Source organism: Labrenzia sp. THAF35, assembly GCF_009363595.1.
Lineage (GTDB): Bacteria > Pseudomonadota > Alphaproteobacteria > Rhizobiales > Stappiaceae > Roseibium > Roseibium algicola.
Window position 1 is genome coordinate 5,876,553 of the sequence record NZ_CP045380.1, and the last position, 11,339, is coordinate 5,887,891.

Sequence of the window (11,339 nt, forward strand, 5' to 3'; positions counted from 1 at the left end):
TAAATATGAAAATGCTCATGATAAGGTCCATGCCTTCGAACAGGTATGGATCCGAAAATGGCAAGGACAGATGACGACCAAGGCAAATGAAACAGCCCCGTCCGACAAGCGCGTGCTGGCAGTTCTTCATCGCATGATCATGGACGGCTCGCTGGCACCGGGCTCGAAGATCAGCGAAGTGAGCGTTGCCGACATGTTCGACGTGTCGCGAACACCTGCGCGGCTGGCATTGCGCGCGCTGGAGGTGGAAGGTCTCATCAAGAAGCGAGACGGTCGCGGCTTCACGGTGCAGGAATTCAATCTGGGCGACATCAAGCATGCCTACGAGGTGCGCGGTGTACTGGAAGGCCTGGCTGCCGGCACGCTTGCCAAGAGCGGCATGAGCAAGGATGTCGAGGCGACGCTGAAATCCGTCATCAAGGACATGGACATCGCGCTAACTGACACATCGGCGGATGGTGACAAGATCTCGCGCTATCAGGACGGCAATGTCGCCTTTCACGAGACGATCATGCGCCAGTGCGGCAACGACTACATCGGCTATGCGTTCGATCGCATGGAAAGCCTCCCGATGCTCAAGCTGGGCACGGTGGTGTTCAGCGCCGACAAGGCCGAAGAAGACATGATGCGCCTGCGCCTGGGCAACATGCAGCACCGCCTCATCTTCGACGCGATCTCGAAACGCGACCCACAGCGCGCTGAATCGATCATGCGCGAACACGCCAACCAGACACTCGTCTACTCCGCCCTGTTCGCAGGCCCGGACGACTGACGGGACCAAACAAGACCAACACAACGGAGGATCCCATGGACTACGGCCTTTTCATCGACAACGAGGACCAGGCAGCCAGCAACGCGGCTGTCTTCGAACGCAAGAACCCGGTCAGCGGCGAACGCGCCAGCGTGGCGGCAGCCGCGGTGGCGGCCGACGTCGACAAGGCTGTACAGTCCGCGCAGGCTGCCTTTGCCGCGTGGTCGAAGACTGGCCCGAGTGAACGGCGCAAGATCCTCAACAAGGCTGCCGATCTCATGGAAGAACGCACGCCGCAGTTCGTCGAGGTCGGCATTCGCGAGACAGGGGCGACTGCGCCATGGCTCGGTTTCAACAACATGTTCGCCGCCAAGATCCTGCGTGAAGCGGCCGCTTCCACCACTCAGATCAAGGGCGAGATCATCCCCTCCGACAAGCCCGGATCCTTTTCCATGGGTTACCGCCAGCCCGTTGGCGTTCTGGTCGGCATGGCGCCGTGGAACGCTCCGACCATTTTGGGTGTCCGCTGTTTCGCGCTGCCGATTGCCTGCGGCAACACGGTGGTGATGAAGGCCTCCGAGAAATGCCCTGGCCTGCACAGGCTTCTGGGTAACGTCATGGCTGATGCGGGCTTGCCCAAGGGCGTCCTGAACATCCTGACCCACGATGCAGCTGACGCTCCAGAAGTGGTCAACGCGCTGGTCGACCACCCGCTGACGCGCCGGATCAACTTTACCGGATCGACCCGCGTTGGCCGGATCATCGCAGAGCGTGCCGCCAAGCACCTGAAACCCTGCCTTCTGGAACTCGGCGGCAAGGCTTCACTGGTGGTGCTCGACGATGCCGATCTCGACGGTGCGGTCAATGCCGCCCGGTTCGGCGCTTTCATGAACCAGGGACAGATCTGCATGTCCACGGAAAAAGTTGTTGTCGATCAGTCCGTTGCAGACGTCTTTGCGGAGAAATTCGCGGCCAGCGCCAGCGCTCTCAAAGTGGGTGCGCCAACCGAACAGGTTCATATCGGCTCGGTTGTCGATCGCGACACGGTCGACCATGTCAAAGCCCTGATTGACGACGCCGTTGCGAAAGGCGCAAAGGTTCTGTGCGGCGGCGTGCCGGAGGAAGGCACCGTGATGGCCCCGACCATCGTCGATCTGGTTACTCCGGAGATGCGCATCTACGGCGAAGAAAGCTTCGGTCCTGTCACCACGATGATCCGCGCCCGCGACACCGCCCATGCCATCGAGATCGCCAACGACACGGACTACGGCCTTTCGGCTGCCGTCTTCGGGCAGGATACCCGCAGAGCTCTGGAAGTTGCCAAGGACATCCAGTCCGGCATCTGCCACATCAATGGCCCGACTGTCTTTGACGAAGCGCAGATGCCTTTCGGCGGTGTGAAGTCCTCCGGCTATGGCCGCTTCGGCGGTACGGCAGGCATCAACGAGTTCACGGAACTGCGCTGGATCACCATCGAAGATCCCGGTCAGGGCTATCCGATCTGATCCATCACTGGTAACTCGCCGCCTCCCCCCGAAAGTGTGCGGGAGGCGGTTGAGCCAAGTCATTTTTTCACCAGAGACCCCGCAGCAAGGCTTGCCGGGGCTGTGCTGGGTCTGTGCCGGGGCCTGCCTCCTTTGCAAGGCCCGCCGGGCGGGACGCTGCGTCACCTGGCTTAAACAGGTGTGCCTTCACGCACTGTTAACCATAAATTGCAATACCTGACACACCAATAGCGCGCATTTCCGCGTAATCAGACAAGCGGTGTTTCAGCCATGAAAAGACTTTTGCAGTCCCTTCCGATTGCGGCCTTCCTTGCACTTTCTTCGGCGCCCCTTGCCTCCGCTGCGGATGTCTACTCAGGGCCCGGCGAGCTCTATCAGCCATCGACGCTACGCGGCAGCATCGGTCTGCGATACTGGTACAGCCAGTCGCGCTCCGATCTGGACAACAGCGGCTTCGACATTTCCAGCACGGATAATGTGACCTCGCACACCGCTGAACTGGTCGGAACGCTCGAGGACACGACGTCCAACACCTTCTTCAGGGGCTATGTCGGCCTCGGCAGGAGCGACGGCGGCGATGTGCATTTCTCTGGCTACGAGATGGACGAAACCGATGAGACCTCGCTCGGATATGTTGTTCTCGACGGCGGCTGGGGCTTTGCGCAATTTGCAAACAACCAGGTGCGGCTGAAAGGGTTCGTCGGCTACCAGTACCTGTCCGACGACGTTTCGGCGAAATACGGAAACCTGACTGTCGAACAGTCCCGCGACTGGCATGCGATCCGCCTGGGCATGACTGCTGAAGGCGACATCGGCCAACGCGCCGGCTGGTCGGTTGACGTCGCAGGTGTCCCCTGGAGCTACAACAAGATAGGAACCTGGGAAAGCGACTGGACCTATGGTCTGGAAGCAGATGCGATGCTGAATGTCGATCTGACCAAGAACTGGCAACTGGGCGTCGGTGGCCGTTACTGGTGGCTCCACTCGAATTTCGACCGCAGATATGTCGTCACCGGCGAGAAAGTGGTTCTCGACCAGAACTATCACCGCTACGGCCTGCTGCTGGAAAGCAAATACACCTTCTAGAACGTCTCGCGTTCAACCAGAAGGATCGCGCATCGTGATTTGCGCCAGACTGCTGCCCGCAAATACAGCCCCAGCCTTCAGAAAGGTCCGCGCACGCGGGCCTTTTTCGTATAAACAGACGACACGAAAACCACTCGCTCCCCGAAAGGTCTGTGTACCTTCATCCGGAGCTCCCTCACCGCCTAAAAGAGCCAGAGATGCCGAACAGCCTCGCCGCCACCTATCTTTTCCTCGTCGCGGCCATCGTCGCCGAGGTGATCGCAACTTCCGCACTGGCAAAAACCGAAAATTTCACCCGCCTGCTGCCTTCGATCATCACCGTGGCCGGTTATGCGATCTCGTTCTGGCTGCTGTCCTATCCGATTCGCGTTTTGCCGACGGGAATCGTCTACGCAATCTGGTCCGGAGCGGGCATCGTTCTCATCACCATGGTCGCCTGGCTGGTGTTCGACCAGAAACTCGACCTGCCGGCCCTGATCGGCCTTGGACTGATCCTTAGCGGGGTGGTGATCATCAATGTTTTCTCGAAATCGGTAGGCCATTAGGCCAAAACGCCGTACCAGCCCCAGAAACGAAAAAAGCTCCGGAAAACCGGAGCTTTTTTAGATTGTTCTGGACCTTGGTAGTGTGTCCAAAACCGAAATTTGGTGCCCAGGAGAGGACTCGAACCTCCACGCCCTTGCGAGCGCTAGCACCTGAAGCTAGTGCGTCTACCAATTCCGCCACCTGGGCTGTGAGGGGGGCTTGTAAGGGTGGTTCCGGGGCTTGTCAATCACTCTGTGCGACTTTTTTTATTCATTCACAGCGAGCCCTTCACAGACCCGCGGCAAAGGGCTAAGAAACTCCCAGACTGAGCCGGCCAAATTCCAGGCCGCCTCTCCTTTTGGACGCGACAGAAGGCATTTTCAGGATGTCCACAGCACTTAACGGCAAACTCGTCACGGTTTTCGGCGGATCGGGATTCCTTGGCCGTCATATCGTTCAGGCGCTCGCCAAGCGCGGTTACCGCGTGCGCGCAGCCGTCCGCCGTCCCGATCTGGCGACTCATCTTCAGCCGCTTGGCGCCGTTGGCCAGATCATGCCGGTACAGGCCAACCTGCGCTATCGCTGGTCGGTCGACCGGGCCGTGATCGGCGCGGATGCGGTGGTCAACGCCGTCGGCATCCTGGCCCCCAGCGGCAAACAGTCCTTCGACGCGGTGCAGAGTTTCGGTCCGCGAGCCATCGCGGAAGCCGCGCGTGCCGCTGGCCTTGATCGGATCACGCATATCTCTGCCATCGGTGCGGACGCGCAGAGCAGCTCCGCCTACGCCCGTTCCAAGGCGGTCGGCGAAGCCGGTGTTCTGGAAACCCTGCCCGGCAGCGTCATCCTGCGGCCATCTATCGTGTTCGGTCCGGAAGACAAGTTCTTCAACAAGTTTGCCGACATGGCCCGCTTCTCGCCTGTGCTGCCGCTGCTTGGTGGCGGCGAGTCCAAGTTCCAGCCGGTTTATGTCTGCGACGTTGCCGAAGCGGTTGCCCGTGCCGTCGACGGCCAGCTTGCCGGTGGCACCACGTATGAACTCGGCGGCCCTGAAGTGAAAAGCTTCAAGTCTTGCCTGGAAGACGTTCTGGAAGTCACCCGCCGCAACCGCGTTCTGTTGCCGCTGCCCTTCCCGGTCGCATCTGCCCTGGGCAAGGTTCTGCAGCTCTTCCCCTACGCGCCGTTCACAGCCGATCAGGTCGAGCTGCTGAAAACCGACAACGTGGTGTCTGACAAGGCCAAAGCGGAAGGCCGCACTCTGGAAGGCATCGGCATTCCCCCGGCAACGCTGGCAGCCGTTTTGCCGACCTACCTGGAACGCTACCGCGAACACGGCCAGTACGACGCGCACCGGCCGGCGTAAGGCCTGCTTGCACCTGACTTCTTCGACGGGCCCTTCGGGGCCCGTTTTCTGTTGAAAGAAACTTGCCCGGTGCCGGGCGGGTAAGCGCACTCCAGCAGTTCGTCTGCATGCAGCACCGTTCATCCGCCGCCCCTACCCGGCACAGCTTTTCGTTGCCGCATCCCGCTCCTTCGCCTACCGTCAAAATTGACGGGAGGCGCAGATGTCATTTCTTGCGAAGGTCACGTTACTTTTTGTTGTCTTTGTCGACCTGCTCGGTCAGGGACTGGTGTTTCCGATCATCAATTCCCTGGTGATGGAACCGTCGACGTCGATGTTGCCGCAGTCCACCAGCGACGCGATGCGCCATTTCGATTACGGCCTCATCATCGGCGTCTTCTTCTTGTGCTGGTTCTTCGGTGCGCCCTACATCTCCAAACTGTCGGATGTCATCGGCCGCAAGAATGCGATCCTGATCTGCCTGTTCGGCGCTCTCGGCGGCTATGCGCTCACCATAGCAGCGCTCTATCTCAACAGCTTCCTGCTCCTGGTCCTGGGCCGCGCGATCACCGGGTTGACTGCGGGCAACCAGCCGATCGCGCAGGCCGCGATGATCGATGGCAGCACGGATGACGAGGACCGCAACCGGAACATGGGCTATATCATTACCGGCGTCAGCTTCGGGCTGGTCGGCGGCCCACTGCTCGGCGGTCTCCTGTCGGACCCGGTCCTGCTTGGCGACCTGGCGAGCATCAAGCTACCGTTCTATGCCTGTTTCGTGCTGGTGCTGATTGCCATCCTGCTGGTGGTGTTCTCATTCAAGGATGCACACGACGCCGAGGCGGAGCGGCAGAAATTCGTGTTCAGGCCTTCAGAAATCCTCGAGCTTCTGTGGCGTATCCGCAAGTATCCGACAGTGATGCGGCTGACGGTGGTGTTCTTCTTCTTTCACGTCGCCAACCTGTCTTTCTACATCTTCGTCGACAACTACCTGACCAGCCGCTTCGGTTACGGCACGCTCGGCGGTTCGATGGTGATGCTGACGATCGGCATTGCCCTCGCCTTTTCCAGCACGTTTCTGGTGGTGCCGGCGCAAAAGCGGTTCAGCAAGGAAGCTATTCTGGGCATGACCTTCACGGTCTGGGCAGTGTCGGCGGCAGCTTTCATAGCCTCGCCCAGCGCAATTCTGACCTATGTGCCGGTCTTCTGTTTCTACTTCGCCTTCGGCATCGCCTATCCGACGTTTCTCGGGCTTTATTCGGCAGCCGTCAGCGACAAGGAACAGGGATGGGTCATGGGTGTGACCATTGCCGTCTTCACCTTGGTGGCGGGCGTGATCTCGTTGCTGGGCGGGGAACTGATCGGGCTTGATCTGGATCTGCCGTTCTACGGTGTGATCATCGCGGCTCTCACCGCTCTTGTGGTGATGTTCTTTGCCTGGAACAAGCCGGAGATAAAGGCATTGATGCGCGGATCCGGCGGCTGACAGGAGAACTTGCCAGCCACCGGAAAAGATTATCCACGCCGAGGCCCCAACTTGAAGCGGTCGTCGTGCAGCTCGCTGTAGCCGAGCTCTGTGCGTTGCAGGCCGATATCCTTCAGCTCACTCTCGTTCAGGCGAGAAAGTGCTCGGTTAGTTTCCCGGCGGCGAAGATAATTCCGGAACTCTGCCACACAAACACGAAGGGCAGAAAACAGAACACTGCGGCTGTTTGCGCGGCTGCGGAAAATGGTGTCGATCTCAAGGCTCATCTCTCTTCTCCTAAGGGCTGAACGCCCGTTCCTTCCTGGGGACGAGATGAGAATGGCAAATCAATCCTGACAGCAGTGAGTCATGTTTGATCCCGTTCTGTTCTCAGGTTATGATTTTTTTTGTTCCGACCTCACAGAGCCCGATTTTCCATGAACCCGATTGAACGCGCACTCGGCATCCTGCTTCTGCTGACCGGCGGCAAACTTGTCCCGGCAACCGTACTTGCCGAACGGTTTCACGTTTCCCACCGCACGATCTATCGCGACATCGACAGGCTGATCGCGCTTGGCGTTCCGGTGGATGCAGAGCGTGGTGCGGAAGGCGGCTACCGGCTTGCCAGCGGTTATCTTCAGCCACCCGTGGCGCTGACCCGCAATGAGACCGCCGCCCTGCTGGCTGCAATGGCGCTGGTGCGCTCCAGCCGCACGGTACCGCTGGCAGACGATCTTGCGGCCGCGGAAAAGAAGCTGCTGGCGTCCCTGCCCAAAACGGTTCACGGGCTCTTAAAAGAGGCCGACAGGATCGTGGGCATCGAACCAATCCCGCCCGACATCTTTCATTCCGGCACAAAGGCGGAACCGACGGGCGACTGGCAGAAGGCCCTCGACGGATTCATGGCCGGTATCCTGGATGGCAAACGGGTCCGCTTCGAGCACGTCAACCCCACAAGGCGGACCGTGAAAGCCCATGACGTCGAACCCTATGGGGTCATGTTCGACCGGGACCTTTGGTATCTGGCCGGACGCTGCGTCGATACGGACACGCTCAAGGTCTATCGGGCGGACCGGGTGCGGGATCTGGAAATCAGCGGGCTCTTTTTCCGGCCCGACAAGACCTTCTCCATCAAGAGCCTTCTCGGCGGGGCATGGCTGTCGCAGGCGATGCGTCGCTGGGAGCAGGAAGAAGCGATAGCCGAGATCCTGATCACTGCCGCACAGGCAAAGAAGCTGAGCGCCGACTGGTATTACCGTCACGCTGTCTTCACACCGGCCGAAGAAGGCCGGATCCTCGTCAGCATCCCCTCTACCGAGCGGGCCCGCATTTTGCCGCTCGTCCGATGGCTCGGGCCGGGGGCGGAACTGCTTGGCCCGGAGGACCTTCGTCAGGAGCTTGCAAGCGAACTGGAGGCATTGGCGGGGACCTATGCGGCCAAGAGACAGCTCAACCGTTCAGCCTGAGCCAAGCCGCGTCACACTCGCTCCGTCGGTCCGGACAAGCGCAACAAAAGCTGCACGCTGATCCGGACATTGGTAAAGCGGCCTCAGCCCAGGAAATAAAGTCCGGCGAAACCGGCAATGCCCACGAAAATGCGCCACCAGGCAAAGGGCGCGAAGCCGTGTTTGGAGACGAAGTCGAGCAGCCCCTTGACCACAAACACACCGGCGATGAAAGACGCGACAAAGCCGATACCAATGAGCATGGCATCGTCCATCGAGAGCACGTTGCGGTTCTTGTAGAGATCGTAGGCAAAGGCGCCGGCCATTGTCGGCATGGCCAGAAAGAACGAGAATTCGGCCGCCGAGCGCTTGTCGGTGCCCATCAGCAATGCACCGGCAATGGTCGCACCGGAGCGTGAAACGCCGGGCACCATGGCAAGGCACTGGCAAAAGCCGATCTTCAGGCAGAGCGACAGCGGGTAATCCATCACATTTGTGTAGCGCGGCTTCAGCGGCAGGCGGTCGATCCACAGAAGGACGATGCCACCGAGCAGCAACGTCGTGCAGATAAGCGCGGGCGTTTCGAACAGCACTTCCTTGATGAAACCATGCAGCAGCACGCCGATGACAGCGGCCGGCAGGAAGGCAATCAGGATACCGGCCACAAAGCGCCGGCTGGAGGGATCGCTTGGCAGCGTGATCAGAAGCGTCCACAAACGGCCAAAATAAACCGACAGGATCGCCAGAATGGCGCCGAGCTGGATCAGAACCTCGAAAGTTTTGCCTGTGCTGTCGAAGCCGAGAAAATGCCCCAGCAGCAGGATGTGACCGGTAGACGAGACGGGAATGAACTCGGTCAGACCTTCGACAATCCCCAAAATGAGAGCATTAACAATCGTTTGGCCGTCCATTGTGTATCTTGTCTCCAAATGGCTTGATGAAAACCAGCCTGACCAAGTATGTCTCGCGACTCAGGGCGTCTCCCAAGTCGCCGCTTATTTGACGAAGCGAAGTCACGCCGTCAAACCCTTGATAACCATATTCGGGGCAAACTCTCCGTTAAGGCGATTGCAGCATTCGGCATTCGCTTTGACGTAGTCTTGCCACAGTTCAGGCTCTTAACCCCTTCATGCTGACGCTCTACCATCATCCGTTCTCGCCATCTTCAAGGTTCATCCGGCTCATCCTGAGCGAATACGGTGCCGCCTTCGAGGAGCATCACGTGAACCCATGGGAGCGGCCTCAGGCGCTCCTGGTGCTGAACGCGGCAGGCACCGTGCCGGTTATCGTGGAAAACGAAGGCCCTGCCATTTGCGGCGCCGGACCAATCATGGAGTATCTGGACGAAACCCGGGGCTATGCGGTTGCCGACCGCCGGTTGATGCCGGATCATCCCGATGCCCGTGCAGAAACGAGACGCCTGGTCGAGTGGAGCCTCGGCAAGTTCGATCAGGAAGTGATCGGTCATCTTGTGCGCGAACGCATCTACAAGCAGATCATGCCGAAATCCGCCGGCGGCGGTGAACCGGATTCGGCAGCCCTGCGCGTTGCCCGGGCAAACATCCATCACCACCTGAAATACTTCGGTTATCTGGTCGCCTCCCGCCGCTGGGTTGCCGGTGACCGGCTGACCTTCGCCGACTTCGCCCTTGCGGCCTCCCTGTCGTGTGCCGACTATCTGGGCGAAGTGCCCTGGAGCGATCAGGAAGACATCAAGAGCTGGTATGCGCGGGTCAAGTCGCGGCCGTCGATGCGCCCGCTCCTGGGCGAGAAGGTGCTGGGCATGCCGGCCGCACAGACCTATGCGGATCTCGATTTCTGACGCATTCTTCGTGCGTTCAACCGGTTCCGGTTGAACTGAACGTTGTTCCAGCGAGCAGCCGAAGGCCTTGGACCGAAAGACCCAAAAGCTTCTGACCGCCTTTGAGGAGAAGGCCCGCGCCCTCGGTTTCGACGGCGTGAAGATTGCCGCTGCCGACAGCATTCCGGAGGCGGGCGAACGCCTGCGGCACTTCCTGGACAAGGGTTATGAAGGCAGCATGGCCTGGATGGCGGAAACCGCCGACCGCCGATCCTCACCGCAAGCGCTATGGCCGGAGGTTCGCTCTGTCATCATGCTGGCGATGAACTATGGCCCCGGCAGCGCACCGCACGAACATCCCCTCGCCCATCTGGCCGACAAGACCACTGGCGGCATTTCCGTCTATGCGCGACACCGCGACTATCACGATGTCATCAAGGGGCGCTTGAAGGAACTGGCCAGCTTCCTGGTTTCCCGGTCCGGTGGAGACGTGAAGGTATTCGTCGATACCGCACCGGTGATGGAAAAGCCGCTCGGGGAGGCTTCCGGGCTTGGCTGGCAGGGCAAGCACACGAACCTTGTGTCACGTGATCTCGGGTCCTGGTTTTTCCTCGGCTCGATCTTCACCACACTGGATCTGCCGCCGAGCGGAGCAGAACGCGATCATTGCGGCTCCTGCCGCGCCTGCCTCGACAGTTGCCCGACGAACGCATTTCCCGCGCCCTACCAGCTCGATGCGAGGCGATGCATTTCCTACCTCACCATCGAACACCCCGGCCCCATTCCGGAGGCGTTTCGCAAAGCCATCGGCAACCGAATTTACGGCTGTGACGATTGCCTGGCTGCCTGTCCCTGGAACAAGTTTGCCGAAGCTGCCAGGGAGGCCAAGTTGATTGCCCGGGAGGAGATGATTACCCCGAAGCTTGCAGACCTCCTGTCGCTGGACGACGCAGCTTTCCGCCAGCTCTTTTCCGGATCACCGGTGAAACGGATCGGACGGGGAAAGTTTCTGCGCAACGTTTTGATTGCCGCCGGCAATTCCGGAGAAATTGCACTGCTCGGCAAGATCGAAGCGCTGCTGGACGATGCAGACGCCCTTGTTCGCGGCACCGCCGTCTGGGCACTCGGCCAACTTTCTGCACAGGAAGATTTTCAGGCCCGCAAAACCGCGGCGTTGCGCGTCGAAACCGACGAGACCGTGCGTTCTGAATGGCTCCTCGCGCAATCCTGATCCGGCATTTCCCGATTCGACCTTGTCATGTGATTGGTACATAGTCATGGAATGGCCTAGGTCTTGATGAGGACTTGGACGTCCAACCCTATCGGGACCGATCTCGTTCAAACCGCTCGATTCCGATCATTTTATTGGAGCCACGACATTGAATTTTCAGCCCGCCTCCGTTTTCTCATCCAAACCAGCCA

The 11,339-nt window shown here is 59.7% G+C and carries 11 protein-coding genes and 1 tRNA gene; 9 read left to right on the top strand and 3 right to left on the bottom strand.

All coding sequences use genetic code 11. The features are described 5' to 3' along the window. The first annotated feature begins 70 nt into the window (after positions 1–70). The 4 genes from FIU93_RS26980 (at position 71) to FIU93_RS26995 (ending at position 3,887) form a co-directional block, all read left to right on the top strand. Positions 71–772 (top strand): GntR family transcriptional regulator, encoded by a 702-nt coding sequence (locus FIU93_RS26980; RefSeq protein WP_055658321.1) that lies wholly within the window; start codon positions 71–73, stop codon positions 770–772. Positions 773–807: 35 nt separating this feature from the next. Beyond that, positions 808–2,256, top strand: a complete 1,449-nt coding sequence (locus FIU93_RS26985; protein WP_152507289.1) for an aldehyde dehydrogenase — start codon at positions 808–810, stop codon at positions 2,254–2,256. A 270-nt stretch (positions 2,257–2,526) separates the two neighbouring features. Beyond that, a complete protein-coding gene (locus tag FIU93_RS26990; protein ID WP_152507290.1) occupies positions 2,527–3,342 on the top strand; it encodes a hypothetical protein in 816 nt (271 codons plus the stop codon). 197 nt (positions 3,343–3,539) lie between these two features. Continuing rightward, positions 3,540–3,887 (top strand): SMR family transporter, encoded by a 348-nt coding sequence (locus tag FIU93_RS26995; RefSeq protein ID WP_055658316.1) that lies wholly within the window; start codon positions 3,540–3,542, stop codon positions 3,885–3,887. A gap of 100 nt (positions 3,888–3,987) precedes the next feature. Here the strand turns inward: FIU93_RS26995 and FIU93_RS27000 are convergent. Further along, positions 3,988–4,074, bottom strand: a tRNA-Leu gene (locus FIU93_RS27000). A 178-nt stretch (positions 4,075–4,252) separates the two neighbouring features. Between FIU93_RS27000 and FIU93_RS27005 the strand changes: the two genes are divergently transcribed. Beyond that, positions 4,253–5,227: a complex I NDUFA9 subunit family protein gene (locus tag FIU93_RS27005; RefSeq protein WP_152507291.1), complete on the top strand. Its 975-nt coding sequence runs from the start codon at positions 4,253–4,255 to the stop codon at positions 5,225–5,227. A gap of 202 nt (positions 5,228–5,429) precedes the next feature. Further along, positions 5,430–6,692, top strand: coding sequence for an MFS transporter (locus tag FIU93_RS27010; RefSeq protein WP_152507292.1), 1,263 nt, complete (start codon positions 5,430–5,432; stop codon positions 6,690–6,692). A 29-nt stretch (positions 6,693–6,721) separates the two neighbouring features. On the opposite strand, the gene FIU93_RS27015 is transcribed toward FIU93_RS27010, so the two are convergent. Next, positions 6,722–6,958, bottom strand: coding sequence for a DUF1127 domain-containing protein (locus tag FIU93_RS27015; RefSeq protein ID WP_023001666.1), 237 nt, complete (start codon positions 6,956–6,958; stop codon positions 6,722–6,724). A 150-nt stretch (positions 6,959–7,108) separates the two neighbouring features. On the opposite strand from FIU93_RS27015, the gene FIU93_RS27020 reads away from it, so the two are divergent. Further along, positions 7,109–8,137, top strand: coding sequence for a WYL domain-containing protein (locus tag FIU93_RS27020; RefSeq protein WP_152507293.1), 1,029 nt, complete (start codon positions 7,109–7,111; stop codon positions 8,135–8,137). 83 nt (positions 8,138–8,220) lie between these two features. Here FIU93_RS27020 and FIU93_RS27025 read toward each other — a convergent pair whose 3' ends face one another. Beyond that, the gene (locus tag FIU93_RS27025) at positions 8,221–9,027 is read right to left on the bottom strand and encodes an undecaprenyl-diphosphate phosphatase (protein ID WP_023001668.1); all 807 of its coding nucleotides are present in this window, start codon (positions 9,025–9,027) and stop codon (positions 8,221–8,223) included. Between the two features lie 218 nt (positions 9,028–9,245). Between FIU93_RS27025 and FIU93_RS27030 the strand changes: the two genes are divergently transcribed. Together FIU93_RS27030 and queG are read left to right on the top strand one after the other, a co-directional pair. Then, a complete protein-coding gene (locus FIU93_RS27030; RefSeq protein WP_023001669.1) occupies positions 9,246–9,938 on the top strand; it encodes a glutathione S-transferase family protein in 693 nt (230 codons plus the stop codon). Positions 9,939–10,005: 67 nt separating this feature from the next. Next, complete coding sequence (gene queG / locus FIU93_RS27035) at positions 10,006–11,148, top strand: tRNA epoxyqueuosine(34) reductase QueG (RefSeq protein ID WP_152507294.1); 1,143 nt, start codon at positions 10,006–10,008, stop codon at positions 11,146–11,148. Positions 11,149–11,339 lie beyond the last annotated feature (191 nt).

Coding starts and splice junctions, on each gene's coding strand:
- FIU93_RS27015 (WP_023001666.1), bottom strand. CDS start 6,958: ATGAGCCTTGAGATCGACACCATTTTCCGCAGCCGCGCAAACAGCCGC.
- FIU93_RS26995 (WP_055658316.1), top strand. CDS start 3,540: ATGCCGAACAGCCTCGCCGCCACCTATCTTTTCCTCGTCGCGGCCATC.
- FIU93_RS27005 (WP_152507291.1), top strand. CDS start 4,253: ATGTCCACAGCACTTAACGGCAAACTCGTCACGGTTTTCGGCGGATCG.
- FIU93_RS26985 (WP_152507289.1), top strand. CDS start 808: ATGGACTACGGCCTTTTCATCGACAACGAGGACCAGGCAGCCAGCAAC.
- FIU93_RS27010 (WP_152507292.1), top strand. CDS start 5,430: ATGTCATTTCTTGCGAAGGTCACGTTACTTTTTGTTGTCTTTGTCGAC.
- FIU93_RS27020 (WP_152507293.1), top strand. CDS start 7,109: ATGAACCCGATTGAACGCGCACTCGGCATCCTGCTTCTGCTGACCGGC.
- FIU93_RS26980 (WP_055658321.1), top strand. CDS start 71: ATGACGACCAAGGCAAATGAAACAGCCCCGTCCGACAAGCGCGTGCTG.
- FIU93_RS27030 (WP_023001669.1), top strand. CDS start 9,246: ATGCTGACGCTCTACCATCATCCGTTCTCGCCATCTTCAAGGTTCATC.
- FIU93_RS27025 (WP_023001668.1), bottom strand. CDS start 9,027: ATGGACGGCCAAACGATTGTTAATGCTCTCATTTTGGGGATTGTCGAA.
- FIU93_RS26990 (WP_152507290.1), top strand. CDS start 2,527: ATGAAAAGACTTTTGCAGTCCCTTCCGATTGCGGCCTTCCTTGCACTT.